Here is a 20,118-nt window from a genome sequence, read left to right as displayed (position 1 = left end):
GGCGCTACAATCGCTGAATGAACTCATCGACTGAAGCCCAATCCTTATTAGCCATCGACGTCTATCGCAGCCGCCGTGACCGCGTCCTCGCGGCGCTGCGAGAGTCGGGCGGCGGCGTGGCAATCCTTCCGACAGCGCGCGAAGTCATGCGCAATCGCGACGCCGATTACCCGTTCCGCCACGATAGCTACTTCTATTACCTGACGGGCTTCACCGAACCCGAAGCCACGCTGGTCCTCAACGCCAGCGCCGAGGCGGACGAACCCGCCGCCATCCTGTTCTGCCGCGAAAAAAATGCCGAGCGCGAAACCTGGGAAGGTTTCCGATACGGCCCTGAAGGCGCACGTCTCGCGTTGGGGTTTGACGCAGCGTTCCCCATCGATCAGCTCGATACGGAAATGCCGCGCCTGCTCGCCGATAACCCCGCGCTGCACTATGCGCTCGGCAGTTCCGGTGAGCTCGATGAGCAGGTTCGCGGCTGGCTCGCGACGGTTCGGGCACAGAGCAGGATCGGCGTGAAAGCACCCACGAAAGCGATCGATTTACTGCCCGTGCTCGACGAAATGCGCCTGATCAAGGACGCGCACGAACTCGAGATCATGCGGCGCGCGGGCACCATCTCCGCCGAAGCACACCGGCGCGCGATGCAAACCTGCCGCCCCGGCATGCACGAATACGAGATCGAAGCCGAGTTGCTCTACACGTTCCGCCGACGCGGCGCGCAAGCGCCCGCGTACGGAACAATCGTCGCCGCCGGCGCGAATGCCTGCACGCTGCACTACCCGGCGGGCAACACGATCGTGCGCGAGGGCGACCTGATCCTGATCGACGCCGCGTGCGAACTTGACGGCTACGCGTCCGACATCACGCGCACGTTTCCGGCGAGCGGGCGGTTCACATCGGCGCAAAGGGAAATCTACGACATCGTGCTGGCCGCGCAATATGCCGCCGTCGACGCAACCCGCGAGGGCGTCAGTTTCGACGCGCCGCATGAAGCTGCCGTGCGTGTATTGGCGCAGGGATTGCTGGATACGGGGATCATCGACCGCAACAAGTTTGCGACCGTGGACGATGTCATCGCCGAGCGGGCTTATCAGCGTTTCTACATGCATCGGACAAGCCATTGGCTCGGCATGGACGTGCACGATGCCGGCGATTATCGCGACGCCCACGCGCAACTCGACGACCAGGGCGCACGCGCGTGGCGCACGTTGAAGGCGGGCATGACGCTGACTATCGAGCCGGGTTTGTACATTCGCGCAGCCGAAGATATTCCCGAACGGTATGCGGATATCGGTATCCGGATCGAAGATGACGCCATTGTCACCGCCGACGGCTGCGAGTTGACGACGCGCGAAGTGCCCGTCGATGCCGACGAAATAGAAGCCTTGATGCGCGACGCGCAAACGCCAGATGCAAATTGAAACCGCGGAAACTATCGGCCATGCACCGCCTGCCGATTATCACTTCGATATCGCAATCGTCGGCGCGGGTCCGGTTGGGCTCGCGCTCGCCGGCTGGCTGGCGAAACGGAGCGCGACGTCGCGCTTGTCGATAGCGTTGATTGATGCACGCGAGCCCGGGGCGGCATCGGCTGATCCGCGTGCCATTGCGGTGTCGCATGGCAGCCGCGCGATGCTTGAGTCATCGCTCGGTTTCCCCGCCGATGCCACGCCGATCAAACGCATTCACGTTTCACAACGCGGACAGTTCGGCCGCACGCTGATCGACCACGATGAACACGGTCTGCCCGCGCTCGGCTATGTCGTGCGTTATGGCTCGCTTGTTACAACGCTTGCGCAAGCTGTCAGCAAAACCGGCGTGCACTGGTTCACGGAAACCACCGCATCGACACCCTTGCACGACCACGAGGGCGTCACGCTCTCGATCCATTCGGCCACCGGCGACCGCACGATCCGCGCACGCATTCTGGTGAATGCCGAAGGCGGGTTATACAAGGACGCGGACGCTTCTTCCGCTGCTTCTTCCGCTCTTTCCGCCGAGGTCAAGAACACGCGCGATTATGGCCAGACGGCCATTGTCGGGACGGTGAGCGTATCGTCGCCACAACCTGGCGTTGCGTGGGAACGCTTCACGCCCGAAGGGCCGATTGCGTTGTTGCCCTCCGGCGGCGCGCGTCAGGCGGACTACGCGCTTGTCTGGTGCAGCGCCCCTGAAGAAGCGGCGCGGCGCTCACAACTCCCCGACGCTGAATTCCTCACCGAGCTTGGCTCGGCGTTCGGTGAACGCATGGGCCGCTTCACGCGCATCACTGGGCGTGCGACGTTCCCGCTCGGACTGAATGCGCTGAACGCACTGGTCGACCGGCGCACGGTTGCTATCGGCAACGCGGCGCAAACGCTGCATCCCGTTGCGGGACAAGGGCTCAATCTGGGCTTACGCGATGCTCACGCGCTATGCGACGCGTTATCGACGAACGGCCCGACTACGGTTGCATTGAGTCTTTTTGCGCAACGGCGCGCACTCGACCGCCGCATGACGATTGGCGCAACCGATACGCTCGCACGTCTTTTCACCGTTGATTTCGCGCCCCTCGCCGCAATGCGCGGGCTGGCGTTGAGCGCGCTGGAACTCGTCCCGCCGGTTAAAACCGTGCTGGCGCGACAGATGATGTTCGGGCAACGTCGCTGACTTGGCCGAATACTTGCAGCGGCTTCGAGTCAGTACGGCGAGCGGCGTGATTGCTACAAGTGAATTCTCCTGAGTCGATCACGCTGGGAACACTTTCGAGCACCGCACGCTCTGACGTTCACAACGATTCACGTAATTCGTGCGGTTAGCCTTCTGCGCGCTTTGGGTGAAGTCAGCGTGTTCCGATCGCGGCGAGCAACGAGCGTCGCCCTCGCACTCGGCCCGCTGCACCAATTGAGTCAAACATGCGTTCGCCGCACTGCATTCATCGGCCCATAGTTGAGCTTTTCCTCTATGACGTCCACGATATTCATAGAAGATTTAACAACTTGCGCGGCGATTGGACTTAATTGACCCAGCGCGTTCGCGGTAAAATACGCGTTTCCTTAAGCGCTTTTGCGTCCCTGCATTTAGGACGCCGCGAGTTTCATGCCCATTTCCGCCCCGGCCATCGGCCCCCACATTTTGCGCAACAACTTGTTTGTCGCCCCCATGGCCGGGGTGACGGACCGCCCGTTCCGGCAGTTGTGCAAACGCATGGGCGCGGGTTACGCGGTGTCCGAAATGGTTGCGTCGAATGCGCAATTGTGGAAAAGCGAGAAAACGCTCCGTCGCGCGAATCACACCGGCGAAGTGGAGCCTATTTCCGTGCAAATCGCCGGCGCTGATCCGAAAATGCTCGCCGAAGCCGCGCGTCACAACGTCTCGAACGGCGCGCAGATCATCGACATCAACATGGGCTGCCCAGCCAAGAAAGTCTGCAATGTGGCGGCTGGATCGGCATTGCTGCAAAACGAAGCATTGGTCGCGCAGATCGTGCAAGCCGTGGTGAACGCAGTCGGCATTGGCCCGGACGCCGTGCCCGTCACGCTGAAGATCCGCACGGGCTGGAACCGCGAGAACAAGAACGCGCTGAATATTGCGCGCATTGCGCAAGACGCCGGCATTTCCATGCTGACCGTGCACGGCCGCACTCGCGCGGACCTGTACAAAGGCGACGCGGAGTACGAGACCATTGCCGCCGTCAAAGCTTCCGTGCGCATTCCGGTGGTGGCCAACGGCGACATCGCCACGCCCGAAAAAGCGCGTCACGTCCTGGCCGTGACCGGTGCGGACGCGATCATGATCGGCCGTGCCGCACAGGGACGCCCGTGGCTCTTTCGCGAGATCGAACACTTTCTGGCAACGGGCGAACATTTGCCGGCGCCGCGTATCGACGAGATCCAGCAACTGATGAATGAGCATCTCGAAGATCACTATGATTTCTATGGCGAATTCACGGGCGTTCGTACAGCGCGCAAGCACATCGGCTGGTACACTCGCGGCCTTTCCGGCGCCAACACGTTCAGACATCGGATGAACACGCTGGATTCCACACGCGAACAATTGCTCGCCGTGAACGAATTCTTCGACGCCCAAAAGGCGTTGTCCGACCGTCTCGTCTATGTCGAAGAACTCGACGCAGACGGCGACCGCGGCGGCAACGACGAAGCCGAAGAATCGTGCGACGGGCAGAACCACACAGACCGACTAGCCGCATGAGTAGACATCACATAGAACAATGCGTCCGCCAGAGCCTGGACAATTATTTCCAGGACCTGGACGGTTCCAAACCGCACGACGTCTACGAGATGGTGATTTCGTGCGTCGAAAAGCCGATGCTGGAAGTCGTGCTGAAGCAAGCCGAGGGCAACCAGTCGCTCGCGGCCGAGTTTCTCGGTATCAACCGCAACACGCTGCGCAAGAAGCTGCAACAGCACGGACTCATTTAAAGCAATTGTCTTATTGATGTACCACCCGGACCGTCGCGGCGTACGGCGGTCGACTCGAATTTCCTGATTCCCCTCGACTCCCCTACCGGCTTCCGCCGCTCCCATCATGATCAAGCAAGCGCTCCTTTCCGTTTCCGACAAGTCTGGCATCGTCGAATTTGCGAAATCGCTGTCGGCGCTAGGCGTTAGCCTGCTCTCGACCGGCGGCACCGCGAAACTCCTGGCTGATGCAGGCCTGCCTGTCACTGAAGTCGCCGACTACACCGGTTTTCCGGAGATGCTCGACGGCCGCGTGAAAACGCTCCACCCGAAGGTTCACGGCGGCATTCTGGCGCGCCGCGATTCTCCTGAACACATGGCCGCGCTCGAACAACACGACATTCCGACCATCGACCTGCTGGTGGTGAACCTGTATCCGTTCGTGCAGACGGTATCGAAGGAAGAATGCTCGCTGGAAGACGCGATCGAAAATATCGATATTGGCGGCCCGACCATGCTGCGTTCGGCGGCGAAGAATCATCGTGACGTAACGGTGATTGTCGATCCCTCGGACTACGCGATCGTCCTCGACGAAATGCGCTCGGCCAAGAACACCGTCAGCTACGCGACGAACTTCAAGCTCGCCACCAAAGTGTTTGCGCACACCGCTCAATACGATGGCGCGATCACGAATTACCTGACGAGCCTGACCGACGAGTTGCAGCACAAGAGCCGCAACACCTATCCGTCGACGTTCAACCTCGCGTTCACCAAGGTGCAGGATCTGCGTTACGGCGAGAACCCGCATCAAAGCGCTGCGTTCTATCGCGACCTCACAACGCCGGCTGGCGCGCTCGCCAACTACGAGCAATTGCAGGGCAAGGAACTGTCGTACAACAACATTGCGGACTCCGACGCAGCATGGGAATGCGTAAAGACCTTCGATGCGCCAGCCTGCGTGATCATCAAGCACGCGAATCCGTGCGGCGTGGCGATCGGCGCGGACGCGCACGAAGCCTATTCGAAAGCGTTCCAGACCGATCCCACCTCCGCGTTCGGCGGCATCATCGCGTTCAACCTTGAAGTGGATGAAGCGGCGGCGCAAGCTGTTGCGAAGCAATTCGTGGAAGTGCTGATGGCGCCTTCGTTCAGCGATGCAGCCAAGCAGATTTTCGCGGCGAAGCAAAACGTGCGTCTGCTGGAAATCGATCTCGGCGACGGTCACAACGCATTCGACCTGAAGCGCGTGGGCGGCGGCCTGCTGGTCCAATCGCTGGATTCGAAGAACGTCCAGCCGCACGAATTGCGCGTGGTCACGAAGCGTCATCCGACGCCGAAGGAAATGGACGATCTGCTGTTCGCGTGGCGTGTCGCAAAGTTCGTGAAGTCGAATGCCATTGTGTTCTGCGGCGGCGGCATGACGATCGGCGTGGGCGCGGGTCAAATGAGCCGCGTGGATTCGGCGCGCATTGCCAGCATCAAGGCGCAGAACGCGGGCTTGTCGCTGGCCGGATCGGCTGTGGCGTCGGACGCGTTTTTCCCGTTCCGCGATGGCCTCGACGTCGTGGTCAACGCTGGCGCGACCTGCGTTATCCAGCCGGGCGGTTCCATGCGCGATGACGAAGTGATCGCCGCTGCGGACGAGCACAACATTGCAATGGTGTTGACCGGAACGCGGCACTTCCGTCACTGAGCTTGTTTCACGTTCCGGAAGCCCGGTGGCCGGCAGGCGCACCGGGTTTTTTACTTTTTGCGCCGCGCTGTTAGTATCGCAAGCACTACGTTCCAACGGCACTCCATGAGAATTCTCGGTATTGACCCGGGCCTGCGCGTGACGGGGTTCGGCGTCATCGACAAGACCGGTCAAACGCTGACCTATGTGACCAGCGGCGTCATCAAGACCGCCGACGCAGATTTGCCGTCGCGTCTCCACACGATCTTCGAAGGTATCTCGACGCTGGTCCGGCAACACGCGCCCGACCAGTCCGCAATCGAGAAAGTGTTCGTCAACGTTAATCCGCAATCCACGCTGCTGCTCGGCCAGGCGCGCGGCGCGGCAATTTGCGGCCTGGTCGCGAGCGGCGTGCCGGTCGCCGAATACACGGCGTTGCAGTTGAAGCAGGCCGTGGTGGGCTATGGCCGCGCCACGAAAGAACAAATGCAGCAGATGGTGGTTCGATTGCTCGCGCTTACCGGGGTCCCCGGCACCGACGCCGCGGATGCACTCGGCATGGCCATCTGCCACGCGCACGCTGGCGGCGCGATGACCGCACTCGGCGAGATCGCACCATCGCTGGCTAAAAAGGGCCTGCGCGTACGGCGCGGCCGTCTTGTCGGCTAACTTCACTACAAGTTCCTCACCATGATTGGTCGCATTGCAGGCGTTTTACTGGAAAAGAATCCGCCGTACTTGCTCGTTGATTGCGGCGGCGTAGGCTACGAAATTGCCGTACCGATGAGCACCTTCTATAACCTGCCGAACAGCGGAGAGAAGGTCGTGTTGCTAACCCAGTTGATCGTGCGTGAAGACGCGCATTTGCTGTACGGCTTCGGCACGCAACAGGAGCGCACGACCTTCCGTGAACTGCTCAAGATCAGCGGGATCGGGGCGCGCATGGCGCTGGCCGTGCTGTCCGGCATGAGCGTTCAGGAACTCGCCCAAGCCGTGACAATGCAGGACGCCGCGCGCCTGACACGCACGCCCGGTATCGGCAAGAAGACGGCCGAGCGGCTGTTGCTCGAACTGAAGGGCAAGCTTGGCGCGGATCTGGGCACGGCCGCGGGCACGGTGAGCGGTCCCGACCACGCGAGCGATATCCTGAATGCGTTGCTGTCATTGGGTTACTCCGAAAAAGAAGCGCTTATGTCGGTCAAGAATGTTCCGGCTGGTACCGGCGTCTCGGAAGGCATCAAGCTGGCCCTGAAAGCGCTTTCCAAGAGCTAGTCAGGCCAGTCTCCCACGCGGCTGACCCGGCCAACAGTCGGCCGATCGGCCAGCTTTTCGTGTTCGAGCCACGCGGTACAATCGACGCATGATAGAAACCGACAAACTCGCTGCCGAACGCATCATTTCGGCCACTCCCGTCTCGCCGAACGAGGAAGTGTTCGAGCGCGCACTGCGGCCGCGCGATCTCGAGGAATACGTCGGGCAGGAGAAGATCCGGGATCAGCTTCAGATTTTCATCGAGGCCGCGCGGCGGCGGTCCGAGGCGCTTGACCACGTTCTGTTGTTCGGGCCACCGGGTCTCGGCAAGACCACGCTCGCGCATATCATCGCGCGAGAAATGGGCGTGAATCTGCGGCAAACGTCGGGACCGGTACTGGAGCGCGCCGGCGATCTCGCCGCGCTGCTGACCAACCTTGAAAAGAACGACGTGCTTTTTATCGACGAAATTCATCGGCTGTCGCCGGTCGTCGAAGAAATTTTGTATCCGGCCCTTGAGGATTATCAGATCGACATCATGATCGGTGAAGGTCCGGCCGCACGTAGCGTAAAGCTGGATTTGCAGCCATTCACGCTGGTCGGCGCGACCACCCGGGCGGGCATGCTGACCAATCCGTTACGCGATCGCTTCGGCATTGTGTCGCGGCTGGAGTTCTACACCGCGAGCGAACTGGCGCGAATCGTTACGCGCTCGGCGTCGCTGCTCAAGGCGGATATTGTCCCGGAAGGGGCGTTGGAAATTGCGAAGCGGGCGCGCGGGACACCGCGAATCGCGAACCGGCTGCTTCGGCGCGTGCGTGATTACGCCGAGGTGCGAGCGGATGGCAACATCACAGCCGAAGTCGCCGATGCCGCGTTGAAGATGCTCGACGTCGATCCGGTTGGCTTCGACCTGATGGACCGGAAACTGCTGGAAGCCATCTTGCACAAATTCGATGGCGGTCCGGTCGGCGTCGACAATCTGGCGGCGGCTATTGGCGAAGAACGCGACACGATTGAAGACGTGCTTGAACCCTATTTGATCCAGCAGGGATACTTGCAGCGCACGCCGCGCGGACGCGTTGCCACGTTGCTCACGTATCGCCACTTTGGCCTCGCCGCCCCCGACGCCGGCCCGATTCGCGAACTGTGGGACGCCAACACCGACAGTTGAGCAACAGCAGTATTAGCCACAACAGACTGATAGCCAATAGCCGAACCGATGTCCGATCAAGCAAGTCCGCGTCCTGACGAGTCATCCGGTTTCGCCGGCCAATTGGTCAAGCGACTGCGCTCCAGGCTCGCCAACGGTGTCACGAGCCTGACTACCGGCAGTGGGCCAACGCTGGATTATTCGTCTCCGCCGGGCGACCCGGGACTGTTCGGGCCCGACGCCATTTGCTGGAAAGTCCATGCCGACTTCACGTCGATGATGACCGGAGGCGTCAGCGCCCTCCTGCTTCAGGCCCTGCACCCAATGGCGCTCGCGGGCGTCTGGGACCACTCTACCTTTCGCACCGATATTCTCGGACGCCTGCGTCGCACGGCCACGTTTATCGCGGGTACGACGTACGGTAATAAGCATGACGCGCTTGCGCTCATCGAACGTGTGAAGCGAATTCACCTCTCCGTGACAGGCACGGCGCCCGACGGCCGGCCGTATCGAGCAAGCGATCCTGAGTTGCTGACGTGGGTTCACGTCGCGGAAGTATCGAGTTTCATGAAGGCGCATTTGCGATACGTGAACCCGTTGCTACCCCTCGATGCGCAGGATTCCTACTACGCGGAGACATCGACCATAGCGGAGAGGCTCGGTGCCACCAACGTGCCGAAGAGTTGTGCGGAGATCGACAAGTACCTGGCGTCAATGCGGCCACAGCTAGAAGCAAGCGAGCGTACCCGGGAAGTGCTGAAGGTATTAATGAACGCGCCAGCGCCCAGTGTCGCAATGAAACCTGCCAGCGCACTGATTCTGAACGCGGGTGTGGACCTGCTGCCTGACTGGGCGCAATCGATGCTCGGATTCGGCGCGTTTGCGCCGCTACGCCGCGCGTGGACGCGGCCGGGCATCAAGATGATTGCGCCGTTGATACGCTGGGCGTTGCATAACGGTGTGTCCAAGCGAGCGCGACGGCGCGCTGCGATGAAGCCTGATTAGCGCGGGACTTCCTTCAGGTCGTCGTCGCTTCCGGGGGACGAAAGATGCGCGACGTCGCCCCATGAGACAACCTTCGCCTGACCGTTCTCAAAGTCCACTACGTTAACGCTGGAATTCAGCAGCGGCCAGTCACGCGGTACGTCGAGCGGCAATCCACGCACGAACCGATAAATGCAGTCCAGCACGCCACCGTGAGCGACGACCGCAATACGTCCGTCCGGATGCGCGGCCACGATCGGCCCGACAGCGCCCAGCACGCGCCGCGAAAACAGGCGCTGCGATTCCCCGCCTGGCGGCGCGAAACCTGGATCATGGCTCTGCCAGGCCGCATATTCAGCAGGATACTTCGCGCGGATCTCTTCACCGTTGTGACCTTGAAAGTCACCGTATAAACGCTCACGCAAACCTTCGTTCAGGTTCAGCGTCAAACCTAGCGCGTCCGCAAACGGTTTGGCGGTCTGCTGAGCACGCAGCAGATCGCTGCAATACACCGCGTCGAGTCGGGCGCCGGCCTTCGACTCCTGCAAGACACGTTGTGCGAGCTGCCCTGCTTGCGCAACGCCGGTCGCCGCCAGCGGAATATCCGTGTGCCCCTGAATACGCTTGATGCGATTCCAGTCGGTTTCGCCGTGCCTGATGAAGAGGACTTGCGTGGTCATGAGATGCGTGAAATTCCGGAAGATGCGCCCTAAACAACGGGCACAGTGACAAAATTCGGAGACGTCTCAGGAACGTACTTGCAGCCAGAACGTGACCGGCCCGTCGTTGACCAGCGACACCTGCATGTCCGCGCCGAACTCGCCCGTCTCAACAATGGGATGCGTGGCGCGCGCCTGCGCAACGAAGTAATCAAACAGCCTACGGCCTTCGTCTGGCGGCGCGGCCGGTGTGAAGCTTGGCCGCAGTCCGCTGGAGGTATCGGCGGCGAGGGTGAACTGCGACACCAGCAGCACGCCGCCCGCACGCCCGGTGCCATCGATATCCCGAACCGGCAGATTCATCTTGCCGGCGGCATCGCTAAAAACACGATACGCCAGCATCTTCGCCAGCAGCTTGTCCGCAATGGCCTGGGTGTCTCCTCGCTCCGCGCACACAAGCGCCAGCAAGCCGGCATCGATCGCACCCGTCACACGGTCGCCCACACGCACGTCGGCTCGCAAGACACGCTGAATGAGTGCGATCACGCGCTTACGCTGCCAGCGTGACGCGCGCGAAGCGGCGCTTGCCGACCTGCACCACAAACTCGCCCGCTTCGATCTTCAAGCCCTTGTCCGACACCGTCGCACCGTCGATCTTCACGCCACCCTGCTCGATATTGCGCAGCGCCTCGCTGGTCGAAGGCACCAGCCCAGCTTGCTTCAACAGTTGCCCGATGGCGAGCGGTGCACCGCTGAGCGTCACCGACGGAATCTCGTCCGGCACGCCGCCCTTTGCACGATGGTTGAAGTCTTCCAGCGCCCGTTCCGCGTCAGCCGGCGAATGGAAACGCGCGACGATCTCCTGTCCCAGCAGCACCTTGAAATCGCGCGGGTTACGACCACCCTCGGCTTCGCTCTTGAAACGCGCAATCTCTTCGATACTTCTAAACGACAGTAACTCGAAGTAGCGCCACATGAGCGTGTCGGAGATGCTCATCAGCTTGCCGAACATGTCAGAAGGCTTCTCGCTAATGCCGACGTAGTTGTGCTTCGACTTCGACATCTTCTCGACGCCATCCAGCCCTTCCAGCAGCGGCATGGTCAAGATGCATTGCTGCTCCTGGCCGTATTGCTTTTGCAATTCGCGGCCAACCAGCAGATTGAACTTCTGGTCCGTGCCGCCGAGTTCGAGATCGGCGTTCAGCGCAACCGAGTCGTAACCCTGCATGAGCGGGTACAGCAACTCGTGAATCGAGATGGGGATGCCACCCTGGTAGCGCTTCGTGAAATCCTCGCGCTCAAGAATCCGCGCGACCGTATAGCGCGACGCGAGCTTGATCATGCCGTCGGCGCCGAGCGGCATGGACCATTCGCTGTTGTAGCGCATCTCGGTCTTTTCACGATCGAGCACGAGCGCGGCCTGCTCGAAATAGGTCTTCGCGTTTTCTTCGATCTGCTCGCGGGTCAACGGTGGGCGCGTGGCGTTACGCCCCGACGGATCACCGATCAGCGACGTGAAGTCGCCGATCAGGAAGATCACCGTATGGCCGAGATCCTGCAACTGACGCATCTTGTTCAGGACCACCGTATGGCCAATATGAATATCAGGCGCGGTCGGATCGAGGCCCAGCTTGATGCGCAGCGGCTTGCCGCTCGCAGCGCTTCGGGCGAGCTTCTGTGCGAATTCTGCTTCGATCAGCAGCTCGTCACAGCCCCGTTTCGCGATGGCGAGCGCGGCCTGCACCTCGTCGGTGAGGGGCAAGGTTTTCGCAGTCGAAGCCGGTGCCGGAGAGTCGTTCGGTTCAGTGGTCATGCTTGCAACTTTTTCGGGTGATTTATTCGGGGCGCTAACAGGCGCCGATCGGGCAACGGCCGCTGCTTCCGGATTCGTTCACAGTCGCGTTCGGACACGGAAAATCGTGCGGCATTCGCTTGTTCAGGCAACGGATTTTACGTGATGTCGTCTGCCTTCGCCCCGTTTTCCCGGCTTGTTGGCCCCGCGTTGGCCGTTCGGCCATGTTTCGAGCGCCTAGACTCCGGATACGAAGCGCGAAACATGGCCGAATGGCTAACGGCTTAACGAGCGGCATCGATGCGTGGATAATCGGTCCATCGCGGCCGCTTTGGCCGCGAGAATTGCATCGATGACGGCTCGAACTGGGTCATCGGTGAGCCGGCATCGAACAGGAGAGCAACGTGGTGCGACGGACCGAGGCGATGGAAACAGGCGACATGGCGGACGGCGTGTACTTTGGGCTGATGTCGGGCACGAGCATGGATGGCGTGGACGGCATTGCTGTCCAGTTCACGGCCGGGAACCCGCCCGTCGTGCTGGGCGAGGCTCACGTCGGGTTCTCGCAAGGCCTGCGCGACGCGCTTTTCGCCCTCCAGGCCCCAGGCGACAACGAACTGGAACGGGAAGCCCTTGCCGCGAACGCGCTCGCCACGCGTTACGCCGTGTGTTGTCACGAACTGGCGAGCATGAGCGGCCAATCGTCCGCGAAAGTCCGCGCGATCGGCGTACACGGGCAGACGGTGCGGCACAGGCCGGAAAAGGGCTACACGCGGCAAATCAACAATCCCGCGCTGCTCGCAGAAATGACCAACATCGATATCGTCGCCGACTTCCGTAGCCGCGACGTCGCGGCCGGCGGTCAGGGCGCGCCGCTCGTCCCGGCATTTCACGCGACCATTTTTGGCAGCAAGGACGAGACGCGCGTGGTCTGCAATCTGGGCGGCATCAGTAACATCACCATTCTCGCGGCCAACGGCAGCGTCCACGGTTTCGATTGCGGACCGGCGAATGCCCTGCTGGACGAATGGGCGCACCGGCATCTGAAACGCCCCTTCGACGAAGGCGGTCATTTCGCGGCACAGGGTCAGGTGTATCGCCCGCTGCTGAACGCGCTACTCAACGAACCGTTCTTCGAACAGCAACCGCCTAAAAGCACCGGGCGAGATCTGTTCAATCCTGCGTGGCTCGACGCCAAGCTCATCGGTTTCGAAAAGATATCGCCCGAAGATGTGCAGGCCACGCTTGTCGCGCTGACAGCCATTACCGTTGCAAGAGAAATCGAGCGGCATGCTTCCGATTGCCGTGCGGTCTACGTGTGCGGAGGCGGTGCTCGTAATCCGGTATTGATGCGTGCAATCCAGCAGGCGCTTGGGGAGAGCGGCGTGGCGGGTGTCCCCGTGATGACCACTGAAGCGCTCGGGGTGCCACCACAGCAGGTGGAAGCATTGGCGTTCGCATGGCTCGCGATGCGCTGCGTGGCCCGTAAGCCGGGCAATGTATCGGCGGTAACAGGGGCTGCCGGGGAACGAGTTTTAGGGGCGATTTATCCGCGTTGAGGGCAACCCGCCGTTGACCGCCCATGCTTCGTGAAAAGGCTACCCGCACAAAAGAGAAACTGACGGCTCGGTCAGGCATGGCGCCGAAAACCGGGTCCCGTATGTCATCGCTTCAGTTTTTCATCGGAACATACGTTCGAACGAACGCACGAAGCAAAACAAAAACGGAACCCGAAGGCTCCGTTTCACGTTTGCATGATGCCGCGTAGTCTAATCAACTAATCAGAATCACGCCGAGAATGACGATCCGCAACCGCAGGTGCTGGTTGCATTCGGATTCTTGATTACAAACTGCGCGCCGTTCAGATCGTCTTTGTAGTCGATCTCGGCGCCGACAAGGTACTGATAGCTCATCGAATCAATCAAAAGCTGGACGCCTGCTTTATCCATCACGGTGTCGTCTTCGTTGATGGCTTCGTCAAACGTGAAGCCGTACTGGAAACCCGAACAGCCGCCGCCCTGCACGAACACACGCAGCTTCAATTCCGGATTGCCTTCTTCGTCGATCAGTTGCTTGACCTTGTCAGCTGCTGCGTCGGTGAAAACGAACGGCAACGGCATTTCGGTCGTGGGGGTATCTGTGACAGCGTTCATTCGAACTCTCCAAAAAAGCTTCTAGTGCCTATTGTAGGGCTGATCTCAATATCGTGCTGGAAGCCCATGTAATCAATAGGCTATCGCTCCACACTATCCCGAATTTGCCGTGGCTGCTTGGAACATCACCGAAAGACGGCCGCGATCCGCCAGCATCTGCCACGAAAAAAGCCGCCGGCGCATACACGCAGGCGGCTTTTTGAGCCATTTCGCCGTAACAACGACGAAACCGCCAAACAGCTTAACGCTTCGAGAATTGTTTCCTGCGACGTGCCTTGTGGAAACCAACCTTCTTACGTTCAACTTCACGAGCATCGCGGGTAACGAAGCCAGCTTGTGACAGCGTGGGCTTCAGCGTTGCGTCGTAGTCCATCAGCGCACGCGTGATGCCGTGGCGAACCGCACCGGCCTGACCCGTTTCGCCGCCGCCGTTCACGTTGACCTTGATGTCGAACGTGGTGGCGTGGCTCGTCAGTTCGAGCGGCTGGCGCACGATCATCAGCGACGTTTCGCGCGAGAAATAATCAGCAATGGGCTTGCCATTGACGATGATCTGACCCGTGCCGGACTTGATGAACACGCGGGCAGTGGCGCTCTTGCGGCGACCCGTACCGTAATTCCAATTACCGATCATATGGGCTCCCTTTAGATCTCGAGCGCTTTAGGCTGTTGAGCCGTATGCGGATGCGTTGCGCCAGCGTAGACCTTGAGCTTCTTGATCATCGCGTAGCCGAGCGGACCTTTCGGCAACATGCCCTTAACGGCTTTCTCGAACGCGCGGCCCGGGAAGCGTTCTTGCATCTTGTTGAACGTCGTTTCGTAGATGCCGCCCGGATAGCCCGAGTGACGGTAGTACTTCTTGTCAGTACCCTTGTTGCCCGTGACGCGCAACTTGCTGGCGTTGATGATGACGATGAAATCGCCAGTGTCGACGTGCGGGGTGAACTCGGGTTTGTGCTTGCCGCGAAGTCGGGCGGCCACTTCACTGGCGACACGTCCGAGAACCTTATCCGTCGCGTCAATCACGTACCATTCACGCGTCACCTCATGGGCTTTTGCGGAAAACGTCTTCATGATCGATCCAAAAAATAAATCTGCCCTGCTTTGTCCCGCTTGTATGAGAAGTTGCGCATCGAGGCGCGTGCGGGCTCTCCCTGGTTCTCGTCCGCGGGCATGGTGCGGATAGAGAACTTTGAATTATAAGGGAAATTTTGATGTGAAGTCAAAACTTGCCTTTCGGCCAAGCGAATTCACCCCGGTTCAGCGCTGAACGATCGCATCGTGCAGAGGTTTTGCGAGCGAGCGATGGGCTCGCCATGATCGTAATTGACGCTAAAGCAGACGAAAAAAAGCCCGAGCCTTGGGCTCGGGCGGAATCCACCTAGGAGGAGGTGGAGGAGACAGGAGCAAGTATATGAAGCGCTTTTGTGCAAAGCAAGTAAATTTGCATTATGGGATTCGATTTCATAATGTAAAATACAGACGAAAGTTAAAATTCAGTATTTTACTATTTACAATCAAATACTTAGCTAAAATTAAAAAGCCGCTTACGCACAATTTACAGTTGAAATCCCTTGATTCCAGTAGGGAAATCGCTGATTTGTCGTACGTATCGCAATGCAACAATGCCCCACGGCTGGCCCAAACGCCCGCGCTGCTGCGATTCCTACAATCAGCTAAAACGCTACAATCGAGACGATTAGACAAGTGTCTTATGGCACCGGAGTTTTCTCATGGAATGCAAAGTTAGCTGGATGGGACAGGACGGAATGGCGTTTGCCGCGGAAACGGGCAGCGGCCATCTGGTCACAATGGACGGCGCACCGGAAGGCGGCGGCCGCAATCTGTCGCCGCGGCCAATGGAAATGGTCTTGCTCGGCACGGGTGGCTGCACTGCGTACGACGTCGTGATGATCCTGAAGAAAAGCCGTCAGGAAGTCGCGGGTTGCTCGGTGACGCTCAAGGCCGAGCGCGCAAGCGAAGACCCCAAGGTGTTCACGAAGATCCACTTCCACTTCACGGTGACGGGCAAGAACCTGAATCCCACGACAGTCGAACGCGCGATCACCCTCTCTCACGACAAATACTGCTCGGCGTCGATCATGCTGGCCAAGACGGCCGAATTGACGCATTCCTTTGATATTGTCGCGAGCTGAATTCCTCGCATCGAAGAAGAAACGAGAAAAAAAGCCGGCGTCATCACTGACGCCGGCTTTCTTTTTGAATCTCACAAAGCAGGCCGATAAGCCGGATTCTGTGCACGCCTCACGCCCGAAAGCGTGACGCGCGTAGCAGTCATTCCTCTAGTCGCGCCATTACTGGCGCGCTCAAGCTTCCTACCCGCAGACGAGACGGAGGCACCGTCCTGCATCACGAGGATGCGCGCCTGCCTATTTGGAATTGCTCCGGGTGGAGGTTACCTTGCCGGTCTGCCTTGCAGCAGCCGCGGTGCGCTCTTACCGCACCGTTTCACCCTTACCTGATCCCCGAACTTGCGCCCGGGGCCATCGGCGGTTTGCTTTCTGTTGCCCTGTTCCGCGTGTCGCCACGGATGGCCGTTAGCCATCACCCTGCCTGGTGGAGTCCGGACTTTCCTCGCCCTCTCCGGTCGAAACCGGATCAGCCGCGACTGCCTAGCCTACTTTGCGACGATGATTTTAGCATGAGGGGTGCCGCAACCTCGCTGTCATGCTCCGGCTCCGGCACCCGCTATGTCCGCGATCGGCGGCCGGATCGAAAGACCTGAGGGTCGTCGTAGAAAGACGGGACTTCGTTTTCAGGCCACCAGCCCGGCACGCCCAGCACGGGCAGTGGCGTGAAATATCGGCTGGAAATGGCTTCGCTCTTTAGCCGTTCAGACACTGCGCGGTCGAGGATCGCGCGGCGCTCGATATCGGTGGATGAGAAATAGGCTGGCTCGACTTCGACGATCAAGGCGTGCCCCGTGCACGCCTTGTACGGGGCAATCAGCTTTTCCAGCAACGCGTGGCCGAAGATGCGCGCCTCGCATCGAAGGCCCCAGGCTGCGCGTTGTTCGACGAGCAACGTGCGCCAGTCGAAGGCGCGAAGTGCAGCGGCGAGCGACGCGTCTGCACAGGCAAAGAGGATCGCGTTTTCGTCGAAGAGCGTCAGGGCGTCGCGCGCGGCGCCTCGTGTGGGACCGATGCCGAGCACATCGATTTCCGCAGCCTGCCGGGCGTTCAGCGCCGCCTTGATTCGTGGGTACTGGAACCACATCGCGCCATTGAAGAAATCGTGCAGGTTATAGCGCGTGGGCACGCAGCCCGTCTCGGCAATATGCCCTTCGTACGACGCCCCCGCCGGCAACTCGTCCTGTGCGATGAACGATAGCAGCTTGCCCCGCCCGGTGACGCGCGGGTCGTTGTGTGCATCGGCGTTGAGGGTGGAGAGATACGCTGAGTAGCTATCGAGCGCGGCCTGGCGCCAGCGCTCACCGCGCTCGGCAAGTGGCGCGAGCCATGGGCAGGACCAGTCGATATCCATAAAGCGCTGCGCCGCGCGGGTATCGGTTGGCGTCGATGCCGTCTCCGCGTTTTCAGCCTTCAGTGAATTTTCCCGGTCTGACATACGAGTAGCTCAAGAGGCGGGAGGTTCTGCGCTCGGACCTGTCCCAAGCGCGCCCCGGCAACCGTCACTCCATCCGCCAGCTAATCGATTCTCCGCCGCCCAGCGGCACGATCTCATCCCCACCCGCCATGAATTCCGCCGGCAGCGTCCAGGGTTCGCGACGCAGCGTCACGCTCTCTGTCGAGCGCGGCAAACCGTAAAAGTCCGCACCGTGGAAACTCGCGAAACCTTCGAGGCGACCGAGCGCGCCGGCCTGATCGAAGGCTTGCGTGTAGAGCTCCAGCGCGTGCAACGCCGTGTAACACCCCGCGCAGCCGCAAGCGTGCTCCTTCAACCCCTTCGCGTGCGGCGCGCTATCCGTGCCGAGAAAAAAGCGCGGATCGCCCGACGTAGCCGCCGCGAGCAGCGCCACGCGATGCGTCTCGCGCTTGAGCACCGGCAAACAGTAGTAATGCGGGCGGATTCCGCCGACAAACAGCGCATTGCGGTTGTATAGCAAGTGATGCGCGGTCAGCGTGGCGCCGGTCGGGCCGTCGGCATCGCGGACGTAATCAGCGGCGTCCTTTGTCGTGATGTGCTCGAACACGACCTTCAGCGCCGGAAAATCGCGGCGCAACGGCGTCATTACGCGGTCGATAAACACCTTCTCGCGATCGAACATATCGATGGCCGGGTCCGTTACTTCGCCATGCACGAGCAGCGGCAGATCGTGCTTTTGCATCGCCTCCAGCGTCTTCGCGCACTTCGCGATGCTCGTGACACCGGCGTCGGAATTGGTCGTCGCTCCTGCCGGATAAAGCTTTACTCCGTGGACGAAACCGCTTTCGCGGGCGCGACGAATTTCGTCGGGCGGCGTGTTGTCGGTGAGATAAAGCGTCATCAGTGGCTCAAAACGCGCACCCGGGCCATCCTTGGGCAACGCGGCCAGGATGCGCCCCCGATACGCCGCAGCCAATTCGGTCGTCGTCACGGGCGGACGCAGGTTCGGCATGATGATCGCCCGGCCGAACTGGCGCGCCGTGTGCGGCAGGACGGCGGCGAGCACGGCACCGTCGCGAACGTGCAAGTGCCAGTCGTCGGGACGCGCGAGCGTAATCGAGTCAACGGAGTCAACGGGCGAAGCGGGCGAGACAGAGGCAGGCGTGGAAGCGGACATTGGCGTGATAACGATGAAAATAATCGGATGACGAAAACGCAGGGACTGTGGCGGCCGCGAAACCAAAAAGCATAAACACGCACGGAAAACATAAGCGAGACCGAAGCACCTGCAAGCGGCGCAGCTTCGCCATCAATATCGGCGGCCCGGATCAGTGAATCAAGCCCCGACACTGCGTGCTTGATGAGACTACCAGCGGAGACCACCAGCGGGGGCTCCGAGAGCAAGCGCCCCACCCAATCGGTCAGTTTTTCTCCCGCAAGCCGGCCGATACCGTGGAAATTCCACAACGATGCCACCCCGCGGTCGAAAGGCGCGATTTTTTGGCGGTTTCGTCGGTGCTATGCTTTGGCTACCCGTATTGTAACGGTTAGCTCCATTCACCCAGTCTGCAGCCCCAGCAATGTGCCAACTTCTCGGAATGAACTGCGCGGAACCCACGGACGTGACTTTCTCGTTCACCGGTTTCGCGGCGCGTGGCGGCGTCACCGACCATCACGCGGACGGCTGGGGCATTGCGTTCTTTGAAGACAAGGCGTGCCGCCTTTTCATCGATCACCAGTCGTCGGCCAGTTCACCCCTCGCCGAAATGGTGAAGCGTTATCCGATCAAGTCGAAAAACACGATCGCGCATATTCGCAAGGCCACGCAAGGTCACATCCTGCTTGAGAATTGCCATCCGTTCATGCGCGAGTTGTGGGGACGGCACTGGATTTTCGCGCACAACGGCGACCTGAAAGATTTCAAACCCTGTCTGAACGGACAATATCAACCGGTCGGCACCACCGACAGCGAGCTGGCGTTCTGCGCGTTACTCCAAGGTCTGCGACGCGAATTCCCCGGTTGCCAGCCGCCGCTGGACGAACTGTTCGCGGCGCTCGAAAAGCTGACGCGCGAGATCACGCAATTCGGCGTATTCAATTTCCTGATGTCGAACGGCCAGGCGCTGTTCACGCATTGCTCCACGCATCTGTATTACCTCGTGCGCAGTTGGCCGTTCTCCACGGCGCATTTGATCGACGCCGACATGTCGATCGATTTCGCGAAGTACACCACGCCGGAAGATCGCGTTGCGGTGATCGCCACCTCGCCGCTTACCGACGACGAAATCTGGACGCGTTTCACGCCCGGCGATCTGGCGTTGTTCCAGCACGGCGCATTGCTCAGGACGGTCAACGTTCCCGTGCCGGCGGACGTCGCGGAGAAAGCACTTGAACCGTTGTGCAAGGTTTGCGTTGAATCGGTGCTGCGCGCCGAGACCATCGAAACGACCGCGGATGTGGAGACCGAACTCGGTATAGAGTAAA

At 60.4% G+C, this 20,118-nt stretch carries 20 protein-coding genes and 1 other RNA gene; 12 read left to right on the top strand and 9 right to left on the bottom strand.

All coding sequences use genetic code 11. The features are described 5' to 3' along the window. Window positions 1–17: 17 nt before the first annotated feature. From ACSQ36_RS02000 to ACSQ36_RS01960, 9 genes are all read left to right on the top strand, one after another. Window positions 18–1,424 (top strand): aminopeptidase P N-terminal domain-containing protein, encoded by a 1,407-nt coding sequence (locus ACSQ36_RS02000; RefSeq protein ID WP_436180734.1) that lies wholly within the window; start codon window positions 18–20, stop codon window positions 1,422–1,424. Next, window positions 1,414–2,652, top strand: coding sequence for a UbiH/UbiF/VisC/COQ6 family ubiquinone biosynthesis hydroxylase (locus ACSQ36_RS01995; protein ID WP_436180733.1), 1,239 nt, complete (start codon window positions 1,414–1,416; stop codon window positions 2,650–2,652). Before ACSQ36_RS02000 ends, ACSQ36_RS01995 begins: the two co-directional genes overlap by 11 nt. Window positions 2,653–3,081: 429 nt before the next feature. Next, window positions 3,082–4,194, top strand: coding sequence for a tRNA dihydrouridine synthase DusB (dusB, locus tag ACSQ36_RS01990; RefSeq protein ID WP_436180732.1), 1,113 nt, complete (start codon window positions 3,082–3,084; stop codon window positions 4,192–4,194). Then, complete coding sequence (locus tag ACSQ36_RS01985) at window positions 4,191–4,424, top strand: Fis family transcriptional regulator (RefSeq protein ID WP_031357513.1); 234 nt, start codon at window positions 4,191–4,193, stop codon at window positions 4,422–4,424. Before dusB ends, ACSQ36_RS01985 begins: the two co-directional genes overlap by 4 nt. Window positions 4,425–4,530: 106 nt before the next feature. Beyond that, window positions 4,531–6,096 (top strand): bifunctional phosphoribosylaminoimidazolecarboxamide formyltransferase/IMP cyclohydrolase, encoded by a 1,566-nt coding sequence (gene purH, locus ACSQ36_RS01980; RefSeq protein WP_213765837.1) that lies wholly within the window; start codon window positions 4,531–4,533, stop codon window positions 6,094–6,096. Window positions 6,097–6,201: 105 nt separating this feature from the next. Further along, entirely contained in the window at window positions 6,202–6,744 is a 543-nt protein-coding gene (gene ruvC, locus ACSQ36_RS01975) for a crossover junction endodeoxyribonuclease RuvC (RefSeq protein WP_031357515.1), read from the top strand. 21 nt (window positions 6,745–6,765) lie between these two features. After that, window positions 6,766–7,347 carry a Holliday junction branch migration protein RuvA gene (ruvA, locus tag ACSQ36_RS01970; RefSeq protein WP_213765836.1) on the top strand — a complete coding sequence of 194 codons (582 nt, stop codon included), beginning with the start codon at window positions 6,766–6,768 and terminating at the stop codon, window positions 7,345–7,347. A gap of 88 nt (window positions 7,348–7,435) precedes the next feature. Next, a complete protein-coding gene (gene ruvB, locus ACSQ36_RS01965; RefSeq protein ID WP_436180731.1) occupies window positions 7,436–8,500 on the top strand; it encodes a Holliday junction branch migration DNA helicase RuvB in 1,065 nt (354 codons plus the stop codon). Between the two features lie 48 nt (window positions 8,501–8,548). Further along, window positions 8,549–9,484, top strand: a complete 936-nt coding sequence (locus ACSQ36_RS01960) for an oxygenase MpaB family protein (protein ID WP_436180730.1) — start codon at window positions 8,549–8,551, stop codon at window positions 9,482–9,484. Here ACSQ36_RS01960 and ACSQ36_RS01955 read toward each other — a convergent pair. From ACSQ36_RS01955 to tyrS, 3 genes are all read right to left on the bottom strand, one after another. Continuing rightward, complete coding sequence (locus tag ACSQ36_RS01955; RefSeq protein ID WP_436180729.1) at window positions 9,481–10,143, bottom strand: histidine phosphatase family protein; 663 nt, start codon at window positions 10,141–10,143, stop codon at window positions 9,481–9,483. The genes ACSQ36_RS01960 and ACSQ36_RS01955 overlap by 4 nt on opposite strands. A gap of 66 nt (window positions 10,144–10,209) precedes the next feature. Further along, window positions 10,210–10,668 (bottom strand): D-aminoacyl-tRNA deacylase, encoded by a 459-nt coding sequence (gene dtd / locus ACSQ36_RS01950; RefSeq protein WP_436180728.1) that lies wholly within the window; start codon window positions 10,666–10,668, stop codon window positions 10,210–10,212. 4 nt (window positions 10,669–10,672) lie between these two features. Then, window positions 10,673–11,935, bottom strand: a complete 1,263-nt coding sequence (gene tyrS / locus ACSQ36_RS01945; RefSeq protein ID WP_436180727.1) for a tyrosine--tRNA ligase — start codon at window positions 11,933–11,935, stop codon at window positions 10,673–10,675. A 404-nt stretch (window positions 11,936–12,339) separates the two neighbouring features. On the opposite strand from tyrS, the gene ACSQ36_RS01940 reads away from it, so the two are divergent. Beyond that, window positions 12,340–13,473 carry an anhydro-N-acetylmuramic acid kinase gene (locus ACSQ36_RS01940; protein ID WP_436183067.1) on the top strand — a complete coding sequence of 378 codons (1,134 nt, stop codon included), beginning with the start codon at window positions 12,340–12,342 and terminating at the stop codon, window positions 13,471–13,473. Window positions 13,474–13,701: 228 nt separating this feature from the next. On the opposite strand, the gene erpA is transcribed toward ACSQ36_RS01940, so the two are convergent. The 3 genes from erpA to rplM all read right to left on the bottom strand — a co-directional run bounded on the left by erpA (window position 13,702) and on the right by rplM (window position 15,141). After that, window positions 13,702–14,067, bottom strand: a complete 366-nt coding sequence (erpA, locus tag ACSQ36_RS01935) for an iron-sulfur cluster insertion protein ErpA (RefSeq protein WP_031357523.1) — start codon at window positions 14,065–14,067, stop codon at window positions 13,702–13,704. A gap of 241 nt (window positions 14,068–14,308) precedes the next feature. Continuing rightward, entirely contained in the window at window positions 14,309–14,701 is a 393-nt protein-coding gene (gene rpsI, locus ACSQ36_RS01930; RefSeq protein ID WP_089158812.1) for a 30S ribosomal protein S9, read from the bottom strand. Between the two features lie 11 nt (window positions 14,702–14,712). Beyond that, the gene (gene rplM, locus ACSQ36_RS01925) at window positions 14,713–15,141 is read right to left on the bottom strand and encodes a 50S ribosomal protein L13 (protein ID WP_031357525.1); all 429 of its coding nucleotides are present in this window, start codon (window positions 15,139–15,141) and stop codon (window positions 14,713–14,715) included. Between the two features lie 659 nt (window positions 15,142–15,800). On the opposite strand from rplM, the gene ACSQ36_RS01920 reads away from it, so the two are divergent. Then, window positions 15,801–16,223, top strand: coding sequence for an OsmC family protein (locus ACSQ36_RS01920; protein WP_436180726.1), 423 nt, complete (start codon window positions 15,801–15,803; stop codon window positions 16,221–16,223). Between the two features lie 71 nt (window positions 16,224–16,294). Here the strand turns inward: ACSQ36_RS01920 and rnpB are convergent. The 3 genes from rnpB to pyrC form a co-directional block, all read right to left on the bottom strand. Continuing rightward, an RNA gene (rnpB, locus tag ACSQ36_RS01915) (RNase P RNA component class A) lies at window positions 16,295–16,712 on the bottom strand. 64 nt (window positions 16,713–16,776) lie between these two features. Beyond that, window positions 16,777–17,655 (bottom strand): DUF3025 domain-containing protein, encoded by an 879-nt coding sequence (locus ACSQ36_RS01910; RefSeq protein ID WP_436180725.1) that lies wholly within the window; start codon window positions 17,653–17,655, stop codon window positions 16,777–16,779. 64 nt (window positions 17,656–17,719) lie between these two features. Then, window positions 17,720–18,811 carry a dihydroorotase gene (gene pyrC, locus ACSQ36_RS01905; protein ID WP_436180724.1) on the bottom strand — a complete coding sequence of 364 codons (1,092 nt, stop codon included), beginning with the start codon at window positions 18,809–18,811 and terminating at the stop codon, window positions 17,720–17,722. A gap of 403 nt (window positions 18,812–19,214) precedes the next feature. Here pyrC and ACSQ36_RS01900 point away from each other — a divergent pair, with 403 nt between their 5' ends. Beyond that, on the top strand, window positions 19,215–20,117 hold the full coding sequence (locus ACSQ36_RS01900) for a class II glutamine amidotransferase (protein ID WP_436180723.1): 903 nt from the start codon (window positions 19,215–19,217) through the stop codon (window positions 20,115–20,117). Window position 20,118 lies beyond the last annotated feature (1 nt).

This window comes from Caballeronia sp. LjRoot34 (assembly GCF_964253815.1).
GTDB lineage: Bacteria > Pseudomonadota > Gammaproteobacteria > Burkholderiales > Burkholderiaceae > Caballeronia.
Note: the sequence above shows the minus strand (reverse complement) of the source record. Positions and strands in the feature narration are given on the sequence as shown.